Here is a 24807-nt window from a genome sequence, read left to right on the forward strand (position 1 = left end):
GCCCCACCGCGGAGCTTCGCCGTCGCTGCTGTCGGTCCGGCCCACCGACCGCCCGTCACCAGCGATGCCGGTCCTGAGGCCGCTTCTCGGCTCACTGGGTTTCTAGGCTCAACCAGCAGGCGCGCGGCTACTCGGCGTCCGTGCCGTCCGGGAGGGAGTCGGGTGGGGTGTCGCCGGCGAGGGTGACGTGCTGGTGGCCGAAGCCGGCCTGGATGTTCGCGTCGTCGACCCCGGTCGCGGCGACGGCCCAGGTGCGGCGGCCCAGGTCGAAGGCGGTGGCGGCGCGAGCCAGCGCGCTGGCGCGGTCGGCGCCGGCGAGGGCGAGGGCGTCGTCGTAGGAGTCCACACCCAGCGCGACGGCATCGACGGCCGCCACGAGCGCCCCGCGGGCGAGGTTCACCTGGGTGCTCGCCGACTCCGGCTCCCCGAGCTGATCGACCAGGGACGAGGTGCGCTGCTGCCACTGCGTCACCTGGTCAGGCGTGGCAAGGCTGCCTCCGCCACCGCCCACGAGGTCGGCGGGCAGGGAGCCCTGCGCCTCGACGAGCAGGGCACCCAGGTCCTCGGCCACCCTGCGCGCGGTCGCGGTCACCGCCTGCACCTGCGCGCGGTCACGCTCGGCGAACTCCTCCTCCATCCGCTGCGTCTCGGCGGCCAGCTCGTCGTCGGTGCCCGCTCCGGCGCCGGACCCCTCGTCGCCGGCACCCGGCAGCAGCAGGACCGCCAGGACGATGCCGAGCACCAGCAGGGCCAGGGGCACGGTGACCGCCCAGAGCGAGCGCCGCGCAGCCGGTGCCGCGGGCTCCTCGCGCGTGACGCCGGCGCGGGTGGAGGGACGCCCGGGGGCGCGGCCGTCCACGCGGCTCACGACGCCGCCTCGCCGCCCACGAGCCGGACCATCAGGTCGCGCACCTCGGTGGCTGCGATCCGGTCGCCCAGCACGCCGGCGCTGCTGCACAGCACCAGCGGCGCGTCCTCGTCGTTCTCGGGCAGCCGGCCGTGGGTGCCGCGCACCGGCGAGGGGTCGAGCGGGATGACCCTCATGGCGTAGCGCAGACCCGCTGCCTTGCGCGCCAGGGTGAGTCCGGCCTTCACCTTGACCAGCGGGTCCGCCGGGTCGAGGAACAGCTCGGCCGGGTCGTAGCCGGGCTTGCGATGGATCTCGACGCCACGGGCGAAGTCGGGCGCGCGGGCGTCGTCCTCCCAGTAGTAGTAGGTGAACCAGGCGGTGCGGTCGGCCACCAGCACCAGCTCGCCCGCGCGCTCGTGGTCGAGCCCGTAGGTGGCCTGGCCGGCGCGATCGAGCACCTCCGCGACGCCGGGCAGCGCCTCGCACACCTTGCGCACCCGCTCGAGGTCGTCGGGGTCCGACACGTACACGTGCGCCACCTGGTGGTCGGCCACGGCGAAGGCCCGCGAGACCCAGGGGTCGAGGTACTCCATGCCGTCCTGCGTGTAGACCTCCAGCAGGCCCTCGGCTCGCAGCGCACGGTTGACGTCGACCGGGGTGTCGGCGGCGGTGATGCCGTACTCCGAGAGCACCACCACCTCGACACCGAGCAGCTCGGCGTCGTCGAGCAGCGGGGCCAGCGCGTCGTCCACCTCGACCGCCGCCGCGCGGGCCTGCGGGGAGTCGGGTCCGAAGCGCTGCAGGTCGTAGTCGAGGTGCGGGAGGTAGGCCAGCGTGAGGTCGACGCGCGGCATCAGGCGACGAACCGCGCCCACGATCCACTCGCTCGAGCGGATCGAGGCGGTCGGCCCCCAGTACTGGAAGAGCGGGAACTCACCCAGCTCGGCGACCAGCTCGTCGTGCAGCTGGGGCGGGCGGGTATAGGCGTCGGGCGCCTTCTTGCCGTCGGCGTAGTAGATGGGGCGCGGGGTGACGGTGTAGTCGGTGGTGGCACCCATGGCGTACCACCAGCACACGTTCGCCACCCGGTAGCCCTCGTAGGTGCGGCGCAGCGTCTCCCACACCTTCTCGCCCTGCACCAGCCGGTTGTGCTGGCGCCACAGGTACACCTCGCCGAGGTCGCGGAAGTACCAGCCGTTGCCCACGATGCCGTGCTCGGCCGGCGTCAGCCCGGTGAGGAACGTGGACTGCACCGAGCAGGTGACGGCGGGCAGCACCGTGTCGAGCGGCGCGCTCGAGCCGGCGTCCGCCAGGCGACGCAGGCGGGGCATGTGGCGCAGCAGGTCCGGGGTGAGGCCGACGACGTCGACGACGAGCAGCGGGCGGGGGTGGGTCACGGCAGCTCCTGCAGGATGTGCGGGTCGAGTCGGGCGGTGAGGCGCGTGGAGAGGTGCGGGTCGTCGGTGTCCAGCGGCGTCAGCCCGAGGGCGACGAGCTCGTCGTGCACCCAGGCCAGCTCACCGGCCAGGCCGGCGGCCAGCGCGTCGTCGTCGGCCGGGGCGCCCTGCGGCAGGACCGCCCAGGTGTAGGTCTCCACTTCGAGGTGGTCGACGCGGGCCTGCGGGCCGCCCAGCAGTGCGGCGAGCCAGGCGCGCAGCTCGGGGCGGCTGTGCCGCAGCGGCGGCGCCGGTGCGGCATGCACCGGCACGTGGAAGTGCACGCGCCAGGGTGATCCCGTGCGGAGCGGGCGACGTCCGCCCAGCGCCTCGGGCAGGTCGTCGCGCGCCTGGAGCCGCGTGTGCGCGCGGCCACTCTGCTGGCGCACCTGGTGCAGGAAGCGGTCCTCGGCGTAGCCCTCCAGCACGGCGCGCGCAGCCGGGTCGGCGGGGTCCTCGACCACCAGCGCGGCGGCGGGCTGTGCCTTCAGCACCGCCAGTCCAGCGGCGTCTAGCCGTTGCAGTGCCGTCTCCGGGTCCTCGAACCCGACGGCGAGGTGGCATAGGTCGAGGCAGACGCCGACCCGCGAGCGGTCGACCTCGGCGAGCCTCTCGACGGCCTCCTCCACGGTCTCGACGACGCAGCCCGGCTCGGGCTCGACGGCCACCACGACCGACCGACCGGTCTGCGCCTCGATGGCGTCGAGCCCGGCGGCCAGCTCGCCCAGGTGCGCCTCGGCGGCGCGCTGGCGGTCGGCCAGCCACGGGGTGCGCCAGCCCAGCGGCAGCGTGGAGATGCTGCCGCGAACGGCGTCGGCGGGCAGCAGTTCGGCCAGCACGGCGGCGGCGTCGAGGGTGTGCTGCAGCCGCGGGCGCTCGGCCCAGGTGGGGCGGTACACCTCGTGCTTGACCTGCTGGCCCTGGAAGTCGCTGTAGGGGAAGGCGTTGAGCGTCACCACCTCGACGCCGTGCGCGGCCAGCTGCTCCCGCACCCGCCTCACGGCAGCCAGGTCGGCGGCCAGGGAGTGCGCCGCGGCCCCGGGCAGCCACAGACCCAGGCCCACGCGCGGCACGTCGAGCAGCCGGCGCAACCGGTCGCCGAGCGCGGTGGCCTGGGCCACCAGGCCCACGGGCTCGTGGGCCGGCAGGGCGTTGGTGCCGTAGCCCAGGTGGACGACGGTGCCGTCGGGGTGCCGCAGTCGCATGCCCGGCTCCTCAGGCCCGCGGTCCGCGGAGGATCGAGTTGCCCTCGAAGGTCGCGCCGGCGTCGCCGTCGGAGTCCACGGACTCGAGCAGCAGCCGCCCGCTCTGCCCGAAGAACTCCACCGGGTTGCGCCACAGCACGCGGTCGACGTCGTCGTCGGTGAAGCCCGCCTCGAGCATCGCCGCACCCGTCTTGGCGGTCTTGAGCGGGTCGCTGCGCCCCCAGTCGGCGGCGGAGTTGACCAGCACCCGCTCCAGGCCGCGCTCCTGGAGGATCGCGACCATCCGGTGCTCGTCCATCTTGGTGTCGGGGTAGATCGAGAAGCCCATCCAGCAGCCGGAGTCGGCGACCTGCTCCACGGTCACCTCGTTGAGGTGGTCGACCACCACCATGCCGGGCGCCAAGCCGGAGGCCTCCACCAGCTCGAGGGTGCGCCGGGTGCCGGCCTCCTTGTCGCGGTGCGGCGTGTGCACCATCGCGGGCAGCTCGAACTCCACCGCCAGCTCGAGCTGGCGCGCGAACGCCTTCTCCTCGGCGTCGGTCATGGAGTCGAACCCCACCTCACCGACGGCCACCACGCCGTCCTTGGCCAGGTAGCGCGGCAGCCAGTCCAGCACCTCGGTGCAGCGCGGGTCGTTGGCCTCCTTCGGGTTCAGCGCGATGGTGCAGTGGTGCGCGATCCCGAACTGGGCGGCCCGGAAGCGCTCCCAGCCCACCAGCGAGTCGAAGTAGTCGAGGAACGAGCCGACGTTGGTGCGCGGCTGACCCAGCCAGAAGGCCGGCTCCACCAGCGCCCGGACCCCGGCCGCGTGCATCTGCTCGTAGTCGGTGGTGGTGCGCGAGGTCATGTGGATGTGCGGGTCGAAGATGCGCATCAGGACTCCCGAGAGCTGTGGGTCGCGGCGGACAGGACGGTGTGCAGGTCGTCGGGCACGGGGCGGCCGGCTGCACGGCGCTCGGCCGCGAAGCGCTCGGCCATGGCGGCCAGCTCGTCGTCCGCGCGCTCGCGCAGGTGCGTGACGGCGCTGACGGGGACCCCGGTGAAGAGGCACTTGAGCACCCCGTGGCGCCACGCCGAGTCGTCGAGGTGGCGGGCGTGCGGGCCCATCGCAGCGGCCACCAGCCGTGTGTCGTTGGTGCGCAGGGCGTCCTCGAGCAGGTCGACGGCGACGAGCCCGTCGGGTGCCCCGGGCAGCGCCAGGAGGACGGCGCGCTTCTCGTCGCTGTCGCCCACGCGGTAGAGCGACCGCAGCTCGGTCAGCAGGTCGTCGTCGTCCAGGGCGGGGGCCGCGGCGACCAGCAGCGCCACCCGGACGGCGTCCTGCGCCAGGACCTGCGGGTGCTGCTCGAGCGGGCCGCGCGCGGTGCGCCGGGCCGCCGCGGGGAAGACCCGGTCCAGGCGGCGCGGGTCGGCGCCCACCTGCGCCACCAGGTCGTCCAGCCCCGCCGCGGCAGGACCCAGGGCGGAGCGCAGCTCCTCGAGCGGCAGCAGGGGGGTCAACGTGGTCACGGGTGCACCTCGAGACGTCGCAGGGAGTCGGTGAGCGCGGAGAGACTCTGCGCGGCGACGGCCGGCGCAGCATGGCTGTGGCGGGGCAGCTCGACGCACGCCAAGCCGGCGTAGCCGGTCGAGAGCAGCGCTCCGAGCACGGCGTCGATGTCCAGCTCGCCGTCGCCGAGCGGGAGGTGCTCGTGCACGTCGCGCACCATGTCGTCGACCTGCACGTTGCCCAGCAGCGGCCCGGCCAGCGCGACGGTCTCGGCGGGCGAGCGCGGCTCGTTGCACACCAGGTGGCCCAGGTCGAGCGTGAGCCGCAGGTGCTCGGGCTCCCCCAGCCGACGCCGCAGCTCCAGGGCGTCGTCGAGCGTGGCCACGTGCATGCCCGGCTCGGGCTCGAAGGCCACCATGACGCCGAGCCGACCGGCCTCGTCGAGCACCGGGCCGAGCGCGTCCACCAGACGCCGCCAGCCCTCCTCGGCGGGCACACCCTCGGGCAGCGTGCCCGACCAGCACGACATGGCCTCGGCCCCCAGCTCGTGGGCGATCCGGACGGCGCGGGTCAGCAGCTCCACCCGGAGCTCGCGCCGCGTCGAGCTGACCAGCGTGGGCTCGTGCTTGTGCCAGGGGTCGAGCACGTAGCGCGAGCCGGTCTCGACGACGCACGCGAGGTCCTGCTTCTCCAGGCAGGCCGCGGCGTGCGAGACCTGCGCTGCGAGGTCGTCGGCGAAGGGGTCCAGGTGGGGCTGGTCGAGGGTGAGCCCGACGCCGCGGAACCCCAGCCCCGCGACCACGGCACACGCGTCGGCCAGACGGTGGCCCGCGAAGCCGTTGAGGCCGTACCCCAGGCGCAGGCTGCTCGCCCCGCCGCTCCGGCCGTTCACGTGGTGCTCATCCGTCGCGAGGCGGCCCGCAGTGCGGGACGGGCGCCGAGCACCGCTGCGACAGCGCCCCAGCGACCCCGACGGGCGAGCCACGAGGACTGCAGCAGCGGGAAGCCCGCGATGCCGGCACCCGTGGCGCGCCGCACGGTGGCGGCGTCGGGCGAGGTGGCCACGGCCAGCTGGGCGCGGCCCACGACAGCTGCGTAACCGATCGAGAGCAGTGCTCCGGCAGCCCGGTGGTGGGGTGGCGCGGCGGTGTCGCGCAGGGCACCGACCACGCCGAAGGCGGCAACGGCACCGGTCGTGGCGGCCGCCAGGCAGGCAGCGAGAGCAGTGCTCCCGTGCACCTCGCCGCGGCTCAGCGCCGTCAGGGCCACCGTGTGCGCCGTGCCCGCGACCGCGGGAGCCCAGGCGGCCGCGACGTCGTCACCGGTGCTCGCGCCGAGGAGAACGTCGAGGCCGCGCGTGCCGGCCATGACCACCGGTCCGAGGGCGCTCTCCTTGGCGACGACGTCGTAGAGGCCGACCAGCCCGGCCAGCGGAGCGCTCACGCGCAGCGCGCGCGGCCCACCCACGAGCGCCGACATCGCGAGCCCCCCGGCACCCAGGCCGAGGGCGACGGCGAGCGCCTGCTGCGCCGGCACGCGACCCGAGGGAATCGGCCGCTCGGGTCGCTCGCGGGCGTCGAGGTCGCGGTCGGCCCAGTCGTTGAGGGCCATCCCGGACCAGTAGAGGAGCACGGACGAGGCGGGCATCGCCCAGGCGCGCCCACTGCCGCCCGCGTGCGCTGCGCCGGACCACGCGTCGCCGGGCACGGTCAGCGCGGCGGGCAGCCGGACGAGCTCGGCCAGGTCGCCGGCGCGCATCAGGAGTCGGGCTCGCCGGTGAGCCGCTCGACGCGCGCGGCGCAGTCGGCCGACCAGCGGGTGAGCGCCTCCCACTGCTGGGCCAGCCGGTGCTCGTCGCTGTCGTAGGGGGACTTGAAGAAGAAGCCGAGCTCGGGCACGGGGCCGAGCACGCCGGCGGCCCGGGCACGACCGAGCAGACGGGCGAGGTCGAGCACCAGCGGGGCGGCGAGCGTGGAGTCGCAGCCCTCCCAGGTGAACTGCATCGTCATCCGGGTGCCGAGGAAGCCGTCGAAGCGCACGTGGTCCCAGGCGGTCTTCCAGTCACCGAGGTCGGCCACGTAGTCGATGTGCATGGGCCCGTCGACCGGCCGCCCCAGCATCGAGTCCAGGCCGCTGCGCTTGGCCCGGGTCTTGCTCGAGGCGGCGGCGGGGTCGGCGAGCGTGGCGCCGTCACCGCCGCCGAGCAGGTTGACCGAGGTCCACGAGCGCACCTCGAGCGCGCGCGTGGCGAACATGGGCGCGAGCGCGGACTTCACCAGCGTCTCGCCGGTCTTGCCGTCGCACCCGGCGAAGGGGATCGCGCGCTGGTGCGCCAGCTGGCGCAGCGCGGGCAGGTCGATGCCGGTGCTGGGGGTGAAGCCCGCGTGCGCGGCGTCGGCGAGCAGGGCAGCGCAGGCGTAGACCGAGCTGGCCGGCAGCGGGGCGCGCCCGGCCTCCCAGGCCGCGCGCAGTGCCGACCAGCTGCTCGTGTCGTCGTCGGGGCTGTAGGGCTGCTCGGTGCTGGACACGTCGACGACCACCACGTGGTCGACCTCCTCGCCGAACGCGCGGATGTCGCGGGCCAGCCGCTCCACCTCGGCGCGCTGGCCACGGCCGGAGGTGCCAGCGTTCTCGACGCCGTGGCGCAACCGGTGCTCGGTGGCAGCCAGCCGGTCACCGACCAGCCGCAGCAGGTGCTGCGGCACCACGCCGCCCGCCACCAGCTCCTCGGCCCGCTTGACCAGGGGCGTGTCGACGACGTCGTGGCCGCCCACCAGCACCTCGTCGTAGCCCGCGAGGCCGCGGCGGTCGAGCTCCGGGTGCTCGGTGACGCACCCGATCGCCTCGGTGAGGCCGGCGGCCAGGGCGTGCAGCCCGAGCGTCGCGGTGGTGGCGAGCGACCCGCGCGCGCCGACGAACCAGATCCCGAGAGTGCTCACGTGCTCGTCCTCCTACTGCCTGTGCTGCGGGTGGGTGTGCGGGGGCGCGGGTGTGTGTCGCGTCAGTCGCTGCTGAAGGCGGCGTCGAAGGACGCCGTCGGCGGCGGGAAGTCGAAGCGGCGCAGGAACTGCAGCGCCTCGGGGGCGCCGTGCAGCCGGTCCATGCCCGCGTCCTCCCACTCCACCGAGATCGGGCCGTCGTAGCCGATCGTGGCCAGCGCGCGGAAGCAGTCCTCCCAGGGCACGTCGCCGCGCCCGGTGGAGACGAAGTCCCACGACCGGCGCGGGTCGCCCCAGGGCAGGTGCGAGGAGAGGATCCCGTTGCGGCCGTCGCGGGAGCGGACCCGCACGTCCTTGCAGTCGACGTGGTAGATCCGGTCGGCGAAGTCGGTGATGAAGGCGACCGGGTCCAGTCCCTGCCACATCATGTGGCTGGGGTCCCAGTTGAGACCGAACTCCGGCCGGTGGTCGATCGCCTCGAGGGCGCGCTGGGTGGTCCAGTAGTCGTAGGCGATCTCGCTGGGGTGCACCTCGTGGGCGAAGCGCACGCCGCACTCGGCGAACACGTCGAGGATCGGGTGCCAGCGGTCGGCGAAGTCGGTGTAGCCGGCGTCCATCTGCTCGGTGGGCACCGGCGGGAACATGGTGACGTAGGGCCAGATCGAGGACCCCGTGAAGCCGATGACCACGTCGACGCCGAGCTTCTGCGCGAGCCGCGCCGTCAGCTTCATCTCCTCGGCGGCGCGCTGGCGCACGCCCTCGGGGTCGCCGTCGCCCCACACCCGCTCGCGCAGCAGCGCACGGTGACGCCCGTCGATGGGGTCGTCGCAGACGGCTTGGCCGGTGAGGTGGTTGCTGATCGCCCACACCTTCAACCCGTGCCGCTCCAGCAGCGCCAGGCGCTCCTCGACGTAGCCCGGCTCGTCGACGCGCCAGGCGTCCAGGTGCTCGCCGGAGACGGCGATCTCGAGGCCGTCGTAGCCCCAGCCGGCGGCGTGGGTGGCCACCTCCTCCAGCGTCAGGTCAGCCCACTGGCCGGTGAACAGCGTGTAGCGCTTGCCTGCCGGGTCGCTCATGCCCGCCCACCCTCCAGCGGGTCCTCGGCGGGCACGTCGACGCACGTCCCGAGGTGTCGGGCGCTCTGCTCGACGGCCGCCAGCACCCGCTGCACGGCGAGTCCCTCGGCGAAGGAGGGGCTGGGTGCCCGGTCGGCCGCGATGGCGCCGAGGAAGTCGGCGGCCTGCATGGTGAAGGTGGCGTCCCAGCCCAGCACGTGGCCCGGCGGCCACCAGGCCTGCAGGTAGGGGTGGGACTCCTCGGTCACCAGGACCCGGCGAAGCCCGGCGTGCTCGCCGTGCTCCTCGTGGACGCCGAGCTCGTTGAGCCGCTCGAGGTCGAAGCTGAGCGAGCCCTCGGAGCCGAAGACCTCCAGGCTCAGGCCGTTCTTGCGGCCGGCGGCCACCCGGGAGACCTCGATGCTGGCGATCGCGCCGGAGGAGAGCACGCAGGTGGCCCACGCGGCGTCGTCGACCGTGACGGCCTCGCGGCCGGCGTCGCCGTCGCGCTCGGCGACGAAGGTGTGGAGCCGGCCGTTGACGCCGGTGACGGTGCTGGCGGTGATGTGCTGCACCTGGTCGATCACGTGCGAGGCGAGGTCGCCCAGGGCGCCCGAGCCCGCGGACTCACGGCGCAGCCGCCAGGTCATCGGGGCCGTGGGGTCGGTGAGCCAGTCCTGCAGGTAGCTGGCGCGCACCTGGCGCACCTCGCCGATGCGACCCTGCTCCACCAGCTGGCGGGCCAGCGCCAGCGCGGGGACCCGGCGGTAGTTGAAGCCCACCATGGAGTGGACGCCGCGCGTGGCCGCCTCGGCGGCGGCCCGCGTCATCGACTCCGACTCGGCGACCGTGTTGGAGAGCGGCTTCTCGACCAGCACGTGCTTGCCGGCCGCCAGGGCGGCGACGGCGATGTCGTGGTGGCTCTCACCGGGGGTGCAGATGTCGACGACGTGCACGTCGTCGCGCTCGAGCACCGACTCCCACGAGGTGGCCGCCTCGGCCCAGCCGTACCGCGCGGCCGCCTCCTTGGTGCGCAGCGGGTCGCGGCCCACCAGGACCGCCTGCCGGGCGGGCGGCGCCTCGGGGTAGAAGGCGCCCACGTTGCGCCAGGCGTTGGAGTGGGCCTTGCCCATGAAGGAGTGGCCGATGACGGCGACGCCGAGCGGCTGCGAGGTGGGGGTGCTCATGCTCATGAGGCTGCTCCCGGGGCTAGTAGTGCGCGCAGGAAGGCGAGGCCGTCACGGGCGAGGTCGTCGGGCGAGGCGGCCAGTGGTCGCCAGATGGAGGCCGCCACGGCGATGGCGGCGTTGTCGGGGGTGAAGCTCTCGATGGTCAGACCGCCCTCGTAGCCGATCTCGTCGAGCGCCTTGGCGATCCCGGGCCAGTCGGCCTGGTCACCCCCCGGTGCCCCGCGGTCGCTGCCGCAGACCTGCAGGTGCACCAGGTGGCGCCCGGCCTCGCGCAGCGCGTCCGCGCTGCTGCGCTGCTCGATGCCGAGGTGGTAGGTGTCCAGCGCTAGGCCCACGGCGCCGGGGTGCGTCTCCAGCAGCGGACCGAGGCCGGTGAGGCCCTGCTCGACGGTGTTCACCAACGAGGTCTCGTAGCGGTTCAGCGGCTCGATGCCGACGGCGACGCCGCGCTCGGCGGCGTGCTCGACCACCGGCGTCAGGGCTGTGCGCCAGTCCAGCCACAGCTGCTCGCGCTCCGCGGGCGTGGCGCGCCAGGTGCGTCCGGTGGAGGAGTAGAACGGCCCGCACACGGCGGGGGCACCGACGGCCGCGGCGAGGTCGATGCAGGAGCGCAGGTAGTCCTGGGTGCTGGCGACCGCAGCGGGGGTGGTGGCCACCAGGTCGCGGCCGGGAGCCATCGCCCCCACGACCCAGGCGCGCAGACCGGTCGCGGCGAGCGCGTCGGCGGTCCGGGCGGGGTCCAGGTCACCGGTGTTCTCCAGCGGCAGCTCGACGCCGTCGAAGCCCAGGTCGGCGATGGTGGCCAGCAGGGGGGGCAGCGTGGCGTCGGTGAGCGGGGAGGTCCACACCCACGTGTTGATGCCGATGGGTCTCACGGTCGTCGGTTCCTTCGGTGGTCGGTGCCCGTGGTGCGCGGCCGGCTGGCCGCGACCGGCGCGCCGGGGGGCGCGCCGAGGGCTGGGCGACCGCGGCCCCGGGGCGCGTGAGGGCGCGACCCCGGGGCACTGCGGTCAGGTGGGGCGGGAGATCAGGGGATGATCCGCTCCTGCCACACGTCGGGGTAGCCGGGGAGGTCCTCGCCGCCGAACTTGGCGTAGTGGCCGTCAGGCATCCCGTCGTTGGCCTCGAGGTAGTCGCCGCGCTCCTCCTCGGTGATCGGGGTCTGCGGGAGCACCCACTCGGTGGGGATCTCCTCGCCGGCGGCGATCTTCTGCACGGCCAGGAGCGGGGTGCGCCACTGGAAGTTGGAGTACACGGGGGCCAGTCCGGTCAGGCCGGTCTCCTCCCACTTGCGCAGGAAGCTCATCTCGTCCTCGCCCGTCATGACGGGGTAGTCCATGCCCTGGTCCTCGAAGGCCTCGATCGCGGCCACGGCGCCGTCGCCGGCGTCCATCCACACGCCCTGGACCTCACCCTGGGTGAGCTCGTCGGTCAGGATCTTCTTGATCTCGGCCGGGTCGGCACCGGTGAAGTAGTCGACCGCCTCGATGCCGTTCTCCTCGAAGATCTGCTCCGCGGCGCCCCAGCGGGTCTCGAGCACGTCGACGCCGGGCAGGATGCGCAGCGCGACGACCTTGTCGCCCTCCTCGAGGTTGTCGACGAGGAACTCCGCGGTGTCGATGCCCCAGGCGTAGCCGCCGATGGGGTGGATGAAGGTGGTCGCGCAGTCGGTCTGCACGCCGCGGTCGAAGACGATGACGGGCTTGCCGGTCTCGCAGGCGCGCTCGACGGCGGGCGTGATCGCCGCGGTCGAGTTCGGCGAGATGATGAAGACGTCGCAGTTGCCCTCGGAGATGAAGTAGTCGATGTCGGCGATCTGGGTGTCGTCGTTGTCCTCGGCGTCGCGGGTCTCCATCTCGGAGATGACGCCCTCCTCCTGGAGCTGCTCGAGCTGCTGGTTCATGGTGATCCAGCCGGTCTGGCGCCAGGGGTTGGAGATCGAGGCGTTCGCGAAGCACGTCTTCATCGGCTGGTCGGTGGCGAACTCGGAGGTGTCGGTCATCGGACCGTCGATGTACTGCAGCCACGGGGTCGCCTCGTCGCCCTCGAACGTCGCGGAGCGCTGCTCGTCCTGCTCGTCCATGTCGGCCTGGCTGAAGAACTCCGAGCCGTCGGACTCCGCCTCCTCGGCGCCACCCTCGGCAGCGGCGGACTCCCCGCCCTCCGCGCCGGTGTCGTCGATGGAGTCGTCGGTGCTGCAGGCGGCGAGTGCCGCCACCAGAGCCACGGTCCCCAGCACGCCGGTGAGCCTGTTCCTACGCATATCAGCTGTCTCCTGTCGTCGTGCCCGGGGTGGGCAACGGCTGTTCGTCCCGAGAGGTCGAGGGGGTGGTGCCGGCACGCCGGGGTCGGCGTCCCGCGGTCCACGCGCGGCCGGCGATGGCCACGGCGGCGATGATGATCAAGCCCTGCACGGTGTCGCGCCACGTGGACTCGACACCGACGGCGGTGAGGAAGAGGAACAGCAGCTCCAGCGCGAAGGCGCCCGCCGCGGCCGAGAGCACCCAGCCACGGCCGCCGCCCAGCAGCACACCGCCCAGCACCACCGCGGTGATGGCGCTGAACTCGTAGCCCTGCCCGACCGAGGGGTGCACGCCCGCGTAGCCCACCAGCAGCACCCCGGCCACCGTGGCCGAGAGCGAGGAGAGGATGAACGCGCGGGTCTTGAGCCACACCAGCGATCCCCCGGCGAAGCGCGCCGCGGCGGGGTTGTCGCCGGCGGCGATGAGGCTGCGCCCGAAGGGGCGACGCATCAGCCACGAGGCGGCCACCGCGATGGCCAGGAAGATGAGCAGGGAGTAGGGGATGACGTCGACGACGGGCACGTCCTGGATGCCGCCGCGGCCGATCTCGCGGAACTCGTCGACCGGGTTGCCGTCGGCGGCGCCGCCGGTCAGGTAGGCCACCAGCCCCGAGAGCGCCAGCATCATGCCGAGCGTGACGATGAAGCTGGGCACCTGCAGCAGCGTCGTGACCAGTCCGTTGACCAGGCCGATGAACGCCCCGAGCACCAGCATCAGCGCCATCACGGGCAGCACCCGGCCCACGTCGTCGCCGATGAGGTTGCCGGCCAGGACCACCTGCATGGAGATGACGGCGGCCATGGAGAGGTCGAACTCGCCGGCCACGATCACGTAGTACTGACCGATGGCCGCGATGGCGATCGGGGCCGTGCGGCCCAGGAACCGGATGATGACGCCCGGGTCCCCGAAGTTGGGGTTGGCCACGATCGTGGCCACCAGCAGCAGGCCGGCCAGCACGAAGATCGCGCCACCCGGGGTGGAGACCGCGGCGGCCACGCGGCCGGCGGCGCCACGCTGGTGGGCGGCCAGGGGTGCGCGCGCCACGGGGCGCTGCTCGAGCGTGGTCATCGGGTCTCCTGCAGGGCGGGGTCGGGTCCGGGGAGCGCTTCTCGCGCCGAGAGCTGGTCGAAGGGCGCGGGCCGGCGCTCGATCTCGCGCCGGGCGTAGACGGCGACCGCCAGCACGATCACCAGGCCGCGGATGACGTCCTGCAGGAACGAGGTGACCTCGAGCGCGCTCATCACCTGGCTGAGCACCGCGAAGATCGCGACCCCGCCGAGCGTGCCGATCACGTTGCCCTTGCCGCCGGCCAGCAGGGTGCCGCCGAGCACCACCGCGGCGATGGACATCAGGTCGTAGTCGCCCTGGGAGCCGATGGTGGGCTGACCCACGCCGAGCCGCGCCAGCAGCAGCAGACCGGCGACACCGGCCAGCATCGAGCAGAGCACGTGGGCGGTGACCACGGGCACGGCGGTGCGGATGCCGGAGAGGCGCGCGACCTCGCGGTTGCCGCCGACGGCGTAGAGGTGCAGGCCCGTGCGGGTGCGCAGCAGCATCACGGTCGCCAGCACGGCGATCCCGAGCATCACCAGCGTCGAGAGCGGCACCGGGCCGATGTAGGTGGCGCCGAGCAGGCGGAACGCGCGCGGGGCGGAGCCCGTGGATCCCGCGTAGTTGGTGGCCAGGTAGCCGCTGATCACCAGGCCCATGCCCAGCGAGGCCACGAAGCCGTGCACGTGCAGCAGGGCCACCACCAGGCCGGTGACCAGGCCCATCGCCGCGGCGACCACGAGGGCGATCAGCACGCCGGGGACGATGTTGCCGGTCTCGCCGGCCATCGTGCTGGCGGCCAGCACGCTGGAGAGGCTGACCACGAAGGGCACCGAGAGGTCCAGGCTGCCGGCCAGGATGACCAGTGTCTGCCCGATGGCGATCAGGCCGAGCACGCTGGCCGTGGTGAGGATGGCCTGGATGCTGCCGGCCGAGAACAGGTTGCGGCCCTCGAGGGCGGTGAGCACGCCGCCCACCACGATCACCAGCGCGAGGACGCTGTAGACGATCGCGGTGGAGCTCAGGCCGGTCAGCCGGGCGCTGGTGCTGGGGCTGGTCACGACGCGACCTCCTGGGTGTGGCGGCCGGGGGCGTGGCCCGCGTCCGGGGCGGGAGTGACGCCGGTGACGCCGGTGGCCAGGCCGAGCACGCGCTCCTCGGTGGCACCGGCCGGCAGCTCGCCGGCCACGCGGCCGTCGCGCATGACCACGATCCGGTCCGACATGCCGATCACCTCGGGCAGCTCGCTGGAGACCATGAGCACCGCGACGCCCTGCGAGGCCAGCTCGCGCATCAGCTCGTAGATGGAGTGCTTGGCGCCGACGTCGATGCCACGCGTGGGCTCGTCCATCAGCACCACGCCGGGATCGGTGGCCAGCCACCGGGCCAGGACGACCTTCTGCTGGTTGCCGCCGGAGAGGAACTGGACCTCCTGGTCCAGGGCCCGCGCCGAGATCTCCAGGGAGGAGAGCAGGCCGGGGACGCGACGCCGCGCCTCGCCGGTGCGACCGGGGAAGACGCTGCGGACCACGCCGAGCGCGTTGTCCAGGATGGTCTGGTTCAGGGAGAGGCCGGTGGCCTTGCGGTCCTCGGTGACCATGGCGACGCCGCCGCGGATGGCCTGGCGGGGGCTGCGCGTGCGACGCGTCTCGCCGTCGACGCGCATCTCCCCGCGGGAGAAGGGACGCACGCCGAAGACCGCCTCGAGCAGCTCGGTGCGGCCCGAGCCCTGCAGACCCGCGATGCCGACGATCTCGCCACCGCGCACGGTGAGGTCGACGCGGTCGACGTACCCGTTGCCGGCCCCGGTGAGCTCGAGCCGGGCCGCACCCAGCTCGGTGCCGGGCAGCTTGTCGGGGAAGAAGGAGGAGATGGAGCGGCCGACCATCAGCCGCACCAGCTCGGCCTGGTCGAGCTCGGCCGCGGGCATGGTGGTGACCTGGGCGCCGTCCTTGAGCACGGTGATGGTGTCGCAGAGGTCGAAGATCTCCTTGAGCCGGTGGCTCACGTAGACGATCGCGACCCCGCGGGAGGTCAGCCGCTCGATGATCCCGTAGAGCAGCTCGACCTCGTGGTCGGCCAGCGCCGCGGTGGGCTCGTCCATCTGGATCACCCGCGCGTCGAAGCTGACCGCCTTGGCGATCTCGACGATCTGCTGCTCGGCGACCGAGAGGGAGCGCACCCGCTGGCGGGCCGAGACGTTGGTGACGCCGAGGTCGGCCAGCAGCGCGTCGGTGTCGCGCGCCATCCGCGCGGTGTCGACCAGACCGCGCCGACGGGGCTCGCGACCCAGCCAGATGTTCTCGGCGATGGTGCGCTCGGGCAGGAGGTTGAACTCCTGGAAGACCGTGGAGAGCCCGGCGTGCTGGGCCTGCACCGGGTGGCTGAAGCTCACCGGCGACCCGTCGATCTCGACGCTGCCCTCGTCGGGGGCGTGCACGCCGGCCAGGATCTTCATCAGGGTGGACTTGCCGGCACCGTTCTCGCCGACGAGCCCCAGCACCTGGCCCGCGCGCAGGTCGATGTCGACCCCGTGCAGCACCCGGTGACCGTGGAATGACTTCGCGACCCCGCGGACCCGCAGCAGCGGGCTCCCGGGGGTGTCGCGGGCGGTCGTCGGGGCGACCGGCTCGTGTTCAGGCACGGGAGCACTGTGGCACCCATCACGCACTTTTGTCGAGAGTTCGGCAGAAGTTCTTTGTTGCTCGTGCACAAGCGCCGTGATTCACTTCGCCCCGTGAGGACGAGCGACGTGTTCGAGTTGCTCCGCGACGGCACGCCGCGCACGCGTGCCCAGCTGGCGGAGTCCTCGGGTCTCGCCCGCTCCACCATCGCCGCCCGCATCGACGTGCTGCTGCGGCTCGGCTTCGTGGCACCCTACGGCGACGGCGTGAGCACCGGCGGACGCCCTCCCTCGCTGCTCGCCCTCAACCCCCGTGCCCGGGTCGTGGCCGGCGTCGACGTCGGCGCGAGCCACGTGCGCCTGTGCCTGGCCGACCTCTCCGGCACCGTGCTGGCCGACCGCCGCGCCGACATCGAGGTGGCCGCCGGGCCCGACGCCGTCCTGGGGTGGGTCACCGACCAGGTCGGCCACCTGCTCGCGGAGGTCGAGCGGCCCGTCGCGGACCTCTCCGCGATCGGCATGGGCCTTCCCGGCCCCGTCGAGCACTCCACCGGCCGGGCCATCAACCCGCCGATCATGCCCGGCTGGGACCGCTACGACGTGCCCCACCACGTGCGCCGCACCTACGACGTGCCCGTGCTCATCGACAACGACGTCAACATCATGGCGCTGGGTGAGCAGCACGCCCACCTGCCCGACGTCTCGGACCTGGTGTTCATCAAGGTGAGCACCGGCATCGGTGCCGGCCTCATCTCCGGCGGGATGCTGCAGCGCGGCGCCCGCGGAGCCGCCGGCGACCTCGGCCACGTGCGCGTCGCCCGGGCCTCCGGCATCGCCTGCCGCTGCGGCAACGAGGGGTGCCTGGAGGCCATCGCCGCCGCCCCCGCCCTCGTGGGCCTGCTCGCCGAGGCCGGCGTCGCCGCGACCTCGGGTCGCGACATCGTCACGCTCGTGCGCGGCGGCGACCTGCAGGCCGCCCGCGTCGTGCGGCAGGCCGGGCGGGACCTCGGCGAGGTCGTCGCCACCCTGGTCAACGTCTTCAACCCCTCGGCCGTCGTGGTCGGCGGCACCCTGGCCGACGCCGGCGAGAGCCTGGTCGCGGGCATCCGCGAGGTCGTCTACAGCCGCTCGCTGCCGCTGGCCACCGAGCACCTCACGATCACCACCTCCCGCGCCGGCGAGCGCGCGGGCGAGCTCGGCGCCGCGGCGCTGGCCATCGGCCACGTGCTCTCCCCCGACGCCATCGACGCCGCCAGCCTGGCCCTCGACGGCAGCTGAGCTTCGCGGGCCGCCGGGCAGCGGTGCTCCCGGCACCGAACCGCGCGGTCGAACGGTCACCCACGCACCGCCACCCCCGGGCAGCGGTGCCTCGGCAACCGGACCACGCCGCCGAACGGTCACCCACGCACCGCCACCCCCGGGTGACGACACCCGCCGCGCACCCCGCACACGACGAACCGGCCGCCACCGGGTTGCGGTGACGGCCGGTCGGCCTGGGGGTGGCGCCGGGCCCAGGGGCCCGGCGCCGAGGCTCATCGGTTCAGCTGACGGACCAGCATCGCGATGTCCTTGCGCACCACCTGTCGGGTGCGCTTGTCCTCGATGCGCAGGGCGAGCCTGCGCACCTCGAGCAGCTGCGCACGGGCCAGGGCCGTGCGGCCCTTCTCCGTGAACACGTTCGCCCGGTTGAGGCCGGCGATCAGGTCGCGGCGCACGACCTTGGTCATCGCGCCGTCCTTCTCGGCCCGGTTGACGATGCGCTTGACGTCCACCACGGAGGTGCCGACGCGGAACGCGACCGACTCGACCGTGCGGTTGCCCCGTGCGTCGATGGCGGTGACCTTGACGACGTGGCGACCGAGCTTCAGCTGCGTGAGGTCGAGCTTGCCGGACTCCACCAGCTTGCCGTCCAGCGTGGCGACCACCCGGGTGACGTCGTCACCGGTCGGGCGCACGTTCCAGCGCAGGTTGGGCTGCTGGGCGTGTCCGTAGACGAAGCCCGGGCGGATGCCCTGGATCGTCACGGTCGGGCCCTCGGTGTCGACCGGGGGCTCGGGCTCCCCGTCCTCGACGGTCACGGTGACGCTCTGCGCCTCCTCGACCAGTCCGGCGGTGTCGGTCGAGCGCACCAGCATGGTGTGCTCGCCGGCCCCGGTGACCCGCACCGGCTCGGTGTAGGCCACCCACTCGCCGCCGTCGAGCTGGTACTCGATGCCGGCCACGCCGGAGCCCTCGCCGTCGTCACCCGTCAGGGTCACGACCACGGCGCCCTCCTCCGGAGCCTGCGAGACCGAGGTCTCCGGCGCCGTCGTGTCGACCTTGACCGTCGCCGAGCCGGCCGCCTCGCGGTTGCCTGCCCGGTCGACCGAGCGGAACTGCACCTCGCGGGTGCCGTCCTCCTCGATCTGCACGGTCGCGGTGTAGGCCGTCCACGCGCCGTCACCGATCTTGTACTCGGTGCTCGCCACGCCCGATCCGCCACCGTCGGTGGCGCTCAGGGTGAACGAAGGGGCCGAGGTGTACCAACCGGCCTCGCCGTCCGGCTGCGCCGGCGACCAGGTGAGGGTGGTGGTCGGAGCCGTCGTGTCGCCCGGCTCCGGGTCGCCGCCGTCCTCGACGGTCACGGTGACGCTCTGCGCCTCCTCGACCAGTCCGGCGGTGTCGGTCGAGCGCACCAGCATGGTGTGCTCGCCGGCCCCGGTGACCCGCACCGGCTCGGTGTAGGCGACCCACTCGCCGTCGTCGAGCTGGTACTCGATGCCGGCCACGCCGGAGCCCTCGCCGTCGTCACCCGTGAGGGTCACGACCGTGGCACCGTCCTGCGGAGCCTGCGAGACCGTCGTCACCGGCGCGGTCGTGTCGACCTTGACGGTGGCCGAACCGGCCTCCTCCACGTTCTCGGCCTCGTCGGTGGACCGGAACTGCACCTCGTAGGTGCCGTCCTCGGTGATCTCCACCGCGCCCGACGACTCGGTGTAGGCCGTCCACGCGCCGTCACCGATCTTGTACTCGGTGCTCGCCACGCCCGAGCCGTCACCGTCGGTGGCGCTCAGGGTGAACGAGGGAGCGGTGGTGTACCAACCGGCCTCGCCGTCGGCCTGCGCCGGCGACCAGGTGATGGTGGTGGTCGGAGCCGTCGTGTCCTCGGGCTCCTCGGGCTCCTCGCCGTCGACGACGATCCGGAAGAAGTCGAACGAGACCGTCACCGGCTCGTCCTGCTCCGGGCCGATCGCCATCAGACCGAGGGACTTCAGCGGCTGCTCGAAGACGATCGGCGCGTCACCGATGGGCGTCCACGTCTGACCGTCGGTGAGGCTGATCTCGGCCGTGTAGCTGGTGCCGACCTTGGTGACCCGCAGGTGGTAGTACCCGCTCTCGGTCGAGGTCGCGACGGGGATGTTGCGCCCGCCGAACCCACCACCGTTGCGCTCGCCGGCGAACTCCGCGCGGAAGTCCTTGGCGGCACCGCCGGTGTTGAAGGCGACGACGTCGGCCTTCACGTAGTTGTCGTCGTCGTTGTACATCAGCAGGCCGGCGAGCTGGTAACGGATCTCGAACGGCGCCTTGAACCGCGTCGTCGCCACCCAGTCACCCTCGGGGGCGTCCTGGAGCACGAAGTTGCGCGGGTTGAGCGGGTTGTTGCCGTTGATGTCGCCCGGCTGGGTCTCGATGTTCAGAGCCCCGCCGGAGACCTCGACCGCACTGGCGTCGTAGCGGATCGTCTGGTTCCACCGGTTGCCGTCGAGGGCGGTGCCCTCGAACTGGTCGTTGCGGTCACCCGCCGGCTTCGTCCGGTCCGGGGTGACCCGGAACCAGTCGACGCTGGCGACCTTGTCGCCGGCACCGGTGTCACCGGCGGCGACGAGCCCGATCTGGGCGTCGGTCTTGATGGGGGCGGGGTTGCCCGTCATCTGCGTCCACGTCTGACCGTCGGCCGAGTAGTGGGCGCGCAGACCGGTCCCGTTGTTGACCAGCTTGAGGTACGCGGTGGTCGGGAAGTCCGTCGGGAGGGTGAACGACGCGTGCGTGGTGCGCCGCGCCGCCGTCTCGGTCTGGAACTCCAGGAACCTGTTGCCGTTCTGGTTCTTGGTGAAGGCGAGCTTGGTGTACTCGTCGTCGGTCTTGTGGAGCATCAGACCGGCGTACTGCCAGTGCGTGCCGTGCTCGAGGGTCAGCTTGGTGCTGACCTCCCAGGGGCCGGTCGGCGCCGGCTGGCCCACGAAGCTGATGGGACCGGGAGTGGCCTCGTTGATGTCGCTCGTGGTGACGGGCATCAGCAGCGAGCCGCCCTGGGTGCGCACCGGCTTGCCGGTCTGCTCACGCACGCTCCACTTGCCGTTCAGGCCGGTGGAGAACTCGTCGGAGAGCGGTCCGGTGGTGTTGCGCAGCGCGGCGTAGCGCTTCTCGGGGTCCGGTGCCACCGGGTCGGTGTCCACGGAGAAGTCCGAGAAGTCCGCGGAGCCCGGGGTGCCGGAGTGCGCGGTGGTGACCATGCCGATGTCCTGCGGGGTCGCCGCACCGGTCAGCGTGGCCGCCGGACCGACCTGGGTCCAGGTCGTGCCGTTGCGCGAGTAGTACGCCGTGTACGACGTCCCGGCGCGCTTGATCTTCAGCCACGTCGGGTAGGCGGTGGACCCGCCGGCGTCGGAGGCGTTGAGCTGACCGTTGCCGTCGGGGTCGCGCAGCCACTCCACACCGCCGCTCGGGCGGATGCCCAGGTAGGCGTAGCCGCCCGACTGGCCGGGAGCAGTGACGTCGTTGCGGACGATCAGCCCGCTCTTGGCGCCACCGTTGCCGTGGGTCTGGCCGTTGACCTTGACCACGGCCTCCCAGGTGTCGTCGTCGACGCCACCGGGCAGGAACAGCGAGCTGTACTGGTCGACGGTCTGCCAGGCGTTGGCGCCCGCGCCGGTGATCCGGAAGGCTCCGGCACCGAGCTTCTCGAACTCCCCGCCGGCGTTGCTGAACTGCTGCAGGTCGCCGAAGAGCTCACCGACCTGGGCCCCGATCACGCGGCTCGTGGTCTCGGCACCGTCGGAGTTGGTGGCGACGGCGGTCAGCTCGTAGACGTCCTCCTCGGCGGGGGTGGTCCACGTGGCCGAGTAGGGCGCCTCGGTGTCGACGCCGATCGACTCGCCCTCGGCGAAGAACTCCACCTCGGTGATGTCGTTGCTCTTGTCGGTGGCGTCGGCAGTCACCTCGACCTCGCTGCCAGCGGCGAGCGCCGTGCCCTCCGCGGGAGCGGTGATGCGGACGACGGGCTTGGTGTCGGGCGAGGAGCCCTGGCCGATGGCCTCGATGAAGTTGAGCTTGCGCTCACCCGCACCGGGCATCACCACGACCAGGTCGAAGCTGTCGGTGACCGCCGGGGTGGGTGCGTCGACGACCAGGTCGACGTAGCGCCCGCCGGTGGCGGCGACGGGCACCTCGGCCAGCAGCTGGCCGTCGACCGTGTTCTTGCGCAGCTCGATGACCCCGGCCGAGGAGGCCGAGACGCGCAGCGCCAGCTGGTCGATCCGGTACAGGTTGACCGGACCGTAGGAGGCCCAGGCACCACCCTGACCGCTGAGGACACGGTCGCCACCCGCGATGTCGCGGCTGTCCGCGATGCTCATCGACTCGGACTTGGCGGTGAAGAACTCCGCCTGCTTGAGCTTGGGCAGCACCAGCGTGGTGTCGGAGCCCATGAGCTTGTTCTGACCGTCGTCGTCACCCTCGTCGGTGTAGCGGGCGTCGATGACGTAGAAGATGTTCTCGTCGGGAGCGTGCCCGCCCAGGCTGGTCGGCGTCGAGCCGGTCAGGCCGCTGAACGGTGCGGTCGGGTGGGCGTGGTAGTCGTGGCCCAGCGCCGGCTGGATGACGACCTTGCTCGGGTCGATCTGACCGTCCTCCGGATCGCTGACGTCCACGTCCCAGCTGAGCGTGTCACCGAAGTCGAAGAAGGAGCCGTGCGGCGGCAGGTCGAACTGCACGGTGGGCGCGGTGTTGCCGACGGTGACCGGCACCGTGGTGGTGCCCTCCTTGCCGTCGGGGTCGGTCACCGTGAGGCGGGCCGAGAAGACCCCGGTCTCCTCGTAGGTGTGGCTGACCTCGACGCCCTCGGCGGGGGCGGTGCCGTCGCCGAAGTCCCAGGTGTAGGTGAGCTCGGCGCCCTCGGGGTCGCTCGACCCGGAGCCGTCGAAGGTGACGGTCAGCGGCGCGGGGCCCGAGGTCGCGGAGGCCTCGATGCGGGCGGACGGGGAGCGGGAGCCGTCGATGTAGTCGATGCGGTGCAGCCCCGAGTTGGGGTTGTCACGGCCGTAGCCGCCGCCCCAGTCGAGCACGTACAGGGATCCGTCGGGACCGAACTTGGAGTCGATCGGCGCCAGGAACTGCTCCTGCGGCAGGAACGGGTTGACCTTCTCCACGGCCGCGCCGGCGGCGGGCTCACCGTCGGTGATGTCCAGGGTGAACATCCGGTTGCGCGCCCACTCGTAGAAGAACGTCTTGCCGTCGAAGTACTCGGGGAACTTGGTGTCGGAGTCGCTCTCGGCGTCGAAGACGTAGGTGGGGCCGCCCATGGGTGCCAGGCCGCCGCCCGCCGGGATGGCCGGGTCGGAGGTGCGGCGGTAGCCGTACCACATGTCCGCGGCCCGGGCGGGCGGCAGCTGGGTCAGGCCGGTGTTGCGCACCGAGTCGTTGACCGGGTTGGCGCAGTCGAAGTAGGCGCCCACCTCGACGGGGCTCTTCGTGTAGTCGACGTCGCGGAACGGCTCGTTGTTGCCCATGCACAGCGGCCAGCCGTAGTTGCCGGCGCTCGTGACCCGGTTCCACTCGGCGATGCCCGCGGGCCCCCGGGTGGTGGGCGCGTCGGTGTTGTTGTCGGGCGAGTAGTCGGCCACGCCGAGCGCGCCGGTCGTGGGGTCGATCGCGAACCGGAAGGGGTTGCGGAAGCCCATCGCGTAGATCTCGGGCAGCGTCTTGTTCCCGGTGTCCTCGGACTCCGGGAAGAGGTTGCCCTCGGGGATCGTGTAGGTGCCGTCGGCCTGGGGCGTGATCCGCAGGACCTTGCCGCGCAGGTCGTTGGTGTTGGCCGAGGTCTCGCGGGCGTCGTGGAAGGTGCCGTTGCGCTCCGAGATGGGCGCGTAGCCGCCGGAGGGCTCGGAGTGCGGGTTCACGTCGTCACCGACGCCGAGGTAGAGGTTGCCCTCGGGGTCGATCGCCAGACCGCCACCGGTGTGGCCGGGCTCGTCGGGCAGGCGCCGTGCCGGCACCTTCATCAGGATCTTCTCCGAGGCGCGGTCGATGGTCCCGGTCTGGTGGTCGTAGGTCAGCCGCGAGAGGTTCGAGAAGAAGTTGGCCGGGTTCGTGTCGTCCGAGCTGGCCGGGGCGTAGTACACGTAGAGGTGCCCGGAGGTCGCGAAGTCGTTGGCCAGCGCGATGCCCAGCAGGCCGTCCTCACCGCCGGAGTACACCGGGATGGTGACGGCGGTGCTGGTGCTCTGGGTGGCCGGGTCGAAGACGCGGATCTGACCACGCACGAGCTCGGTGTAGAAGACCTTGCCGTCGGGGGCCACGTCCATGGCGAACGGCGCGGAGGTGTTCTCGTCGAGCGAGACCTTCTCGTAGCTCTCCCAGCGGGTGCCGCCGCAGTCGGCGTCGACGTCGCCGGTGGCGTACTGCGTGCCGCCGACGATGTGCTGCACGAGGTCGGGCTCACCGGTGAAGTGGGCGCCGAAGTGACCCATGCCGGTGGCCCAGGTGCGGCCGCCGTCGTAGGGCTTGCACCAGCTGATGGGGTGGTCGTAGCCCATCGCGTTGCCGCCGGGGGCGTAGGTGCTCTCGTCCATCGTGGCCAGCACGTGCGCGTCGCCGCGGACGTTGGTGGCGTAGTTGTACCACTCGTCGGCGCGGTTCCAGCGCTGCTCGAGGTGCGCCGTCGAGGGGTGCACGCGGTCCTCGACCCGGACGGTGCCGGGGAGGCCGGGCGAGTTCCCGGTGGCCGCGTGGCCGGGCATGGTGGTGCCGATCAGGTTGTCCCACCAGTCCCAGCTGCCGCGCATGTCGGTGGCGTTGTGCACCGCGACGATGCCGCCGCCTGCGCGCACGTAGCGCTGCAGGGCGGCCTTCTGGTCCGCGTTCCAGGGGTCGCCCGAGGTCTGGAACATCATGATCGCGTCGTAGGTCGCGAGGTTCTCGTCGGTGAAGAGGCTCGAGTCCTCCGACGCCTCGACGGTCATGCCCGCGTCCTCGAGCGCGTCCACCAGCACCGGCGTGCCCTGGGTGATGGCCTCGCTGTGGCGGAACTGCGTCGTCTTGCTGAAGATCAGGACGTTGCTCGGGTCCTCCGGGGCTGCCGGGGCCGCCGGCGCTGCCGGGGCCGCTTGGGCCGAGCTGGTCGGTGCACCCAGCACCATCGTGCCCATCGTGAGCGCTGCGGCCACCAGGGGTGGCAAGAAGCGACGCGACAGTCCGCGGGAGAGATTCATGCGCTGTCTTCCTGAGAGAGGACGGAGGCCACGTGACGGGCCTCACAACCCTCGCAAGGTAAAGACTCTTTTGCCGGGACGTCAAGCAAAAGTCTCACGCTACAGATGCAGAACGGGCATGCACATCATTCGGAACTGGTCAACCCGTCCGAATCTCCCGCCACGGCTCGGTAACGCTTCTTTCCCTCCCATTAACTCG

17 protein-coding genes are annotated in these 24807 nt (G+C 72.6%); 1 reads left to right on the forward strand and 16 read right to left on the reverse strand.

The window, feature by feature from the left end:
- Positions 1–127 precede the first annotated feature (127 nt).
- The 15 genes from ABD948_RS11580 to ABD948_RS11650 form a co-directional block, all read right to left on the reverse strand.
- The gene (locus ABD948_RS11580; RefSeq protein ID WP_345265881.1) at positions 128–868 is read right to left on the reverse strand and encodes a hypothetical protein; all 741 of its coding nucleotides are present in this window, start codon (positions 866–868) and stop codon (positions 128–130) included.
- Positions 865–2247: an alkaline phosphatase family protein gene (locus ABD948_RS11585; RefSeq protein WP_345265883.1), complete on the reverse strand. Its 1383-nt coding sequence runs from the start codon at positions 2245–2247 to the stop codon at positions 865–867. The genes ABD948_RS11580 and ABD948_RS11585 overlap by 4 nt, the downstream gene beginning before the upstream one ends.
- On the reverse strand, positions 2244–3491 hold the full coding sequence (eboE, locus tag ABD948_RS11590; RefSeq protein WP_345265885.1) for a metabolite traffic protein EboE: 1248 nt from the start codon (positions 3489–3491) through the stop codon (positions 2244–2246). Before eboE ends, ABD948_RS11585 begins: the two co-directional genes overlap by 4 nt.
- A 10-nt stretch (positions 3492–3501) precedes the next feature.
- Positions 3502–4365 carry a TatD family hydrolase gene (locus ABD948_RS11595; RefSeq protein WP_345265887.1) on the reverse strand — a complete coding sequence of 288 codons (864 nt, stop codon included), beginning with the start codon at positions 4363–4365 and terminating at the stop codon, positions 3502–3504.
- Positions 4365–5000 carry an EboA domain-containing protein gene (locus ABD948_RS11600; protein WP_345265889.1) on the reverse strand — a complete coding sequence of 212 codons (636 nt, stop codon included), beginning with the start codon at positions 4998–5000 and terminating at the stop codon, positions 4365–4367. The genes ABD948_RS11595 and ABD948_RS11600 overlap by 1 nt, the downstream gene beginning before the upstream one ends.
- Entirely contained in the window at positions 4997–5872 is an 876-nt protein-coding gene (locus tag ABD948_RS11605; RefSeq protein WP_345265891.1) for a sugar phosphate isomerase/epimerase family protein, read from the reverse strand. Before ABD948_RS11605 ends, ABD948_RS11600 begins: the two co-directional genes overlap by 4 nt.
- Positions 5869–6738, reverse strand: coding sequence for an SCO3242 family prenyltransferase (locus ABD948_RS11610; protein ID WP_345265893.1), 870 nt, complete (start codon positions 6736–6738; stop codon positions 5869–5871). Before ABD948_RS11610 ends, ABD948_RS11605 begins: the two co-directional genes overlap by 4 nt.
- Positions 6738–7919 carry an inositol-3-phosphate synthase gene (locus ABD948_RS11615; protein ID WP_345265895.1) on the reverse strand — a complete coding sequence of 394 codons (1182 nt, stop codon included), beginning with the start codon at positions 7917–7919 and terminating at the stop codon, positions 6738–6740. Before ABD948_RS11615 ends, ABD948_RS11610 begins: the two co-directional genes overlap by 1 nt.
- Before the next feature lie 62 nt (positions 7920–7981).
- Complete coding sequence (locus ABD948_RS11620; protein WP_345265897.1) at positions 7982–8995, reverse strand: sugar phosphate isomerase/epimerase family protein; 1014 nt, start codon at positions 8993–8995, stop codon at positions 7982–7984.
- Positions 8992–10161, reverse strand: coding sequence for a Gfo/Idh/MocA family protein (locus ABD948_RS11625; protein WP_345265899.1), 1170 nt, complete (start codon positions 10159–10161; stop codon positions 8992–8994). Before ABD948_RS11625 ends, ABD948_RS11620 begins: the two co-directional genes overlap by 4 nt.
- Positions 10162–10163: 2 nt before the next feature.
- Positions 10164–11039, reverse strand: coding sequence for a sugar phosphate isomerase/epimerase family protein (locus ABD948_RS11630; RefSeq protein WP_345265901.1), 876 nt, complete (start codon positions 11037–11039; stop codon positions 10164–10166).
- A gap of 152 nt (positions 11040–11191) precedes the next feature.
- A complete protein-coding gene (locus tag ABD948_RS11635; protein ID WP_345265903.1) occupies positions 11192–12403 on the reverse strand; it encodes a substrate-binding domain-containing protein in 1212 nt (403 codons plus the stop codon).
- A gap of 25 nt (positions 12404–12428) precedes the next feature.
- The gene (locus ABD948_RS11640; protein WP_345265905.1) at positions 12429–13535 is read right to left on the reverse strand and encodes an ABC transporter permease; all 1107 of its coding nucleotides are present in this window, start codon (positions 13533–13535) and stop codon (positions 12429–12431) included.
- Complete coding sequence (locus ABD948_RS11645; RefSeq protein WP_345265907.1) at positions 13532–14578, reverse strand: ABC transporter permease; 1047 nt, start codon at positions 14576–14578, stop codon at positions 13532–13534. Before ABD948_RS11645 ends, ABD948_RS11640 begins: the two co-directional genes overlap by 4 nt.
- Complete coding sequence (locus ABD948_RS11650; protein ID WP_345265910.1) at positions 14575–16161, reverse strand: sugar ABC transporter ATP-binding protein; 1587 nt, start codon at positions 16159–16161, stop codon at positions 14575–14577. Before ABD948_RS11650 ends, ABD948_RS11645 begins: the two co-directional genes overlap by 4 nt.
- 108 nt (positions 16162–16269) lie before the next feature.
- Between ABD948_RS11650 and ABD948_RS11655 the strand changes: the two genes are divergently transcribed.
- On the forward strand, positions 16270–17418 hold the full coding sequence (locus tag ABD948_RS11655) for an ROK family protein (RefSeq protein WP_345265912.1): 1149 nt from the start codon (positions 16270–16272) through the stop codon (positions 17416–17418).
- 254 nt (positions 17419–17672) lie between these two features.
- Here ABD948_RS11655 and ABD948_RS11660 read toward each other — a convergent pair whose 3' ends face one another.
- Complete coding sequence (locus ABD948_RS11660; RefSeq protein WP_345265914.1) at positions 17673–24608, reverse strand: OmpL47-type beta-barrel domain-containing protein; 6936 nt, start codon at positions 24606–24608, stop codon at positions 17673–17675.
- Positions 24609–24807 lie beyond the last annotated feature (199 nt).

This window comes from Nocardioides nanhaiensis (assembly GCF_039542785.1).
Classification (GTDB): Bacteria; Actinomycetota; Actinomycetes; order Propionibacteriales; family Nocardioidaceae; genus Nocardioides; species Nocardioides nanhaiensis.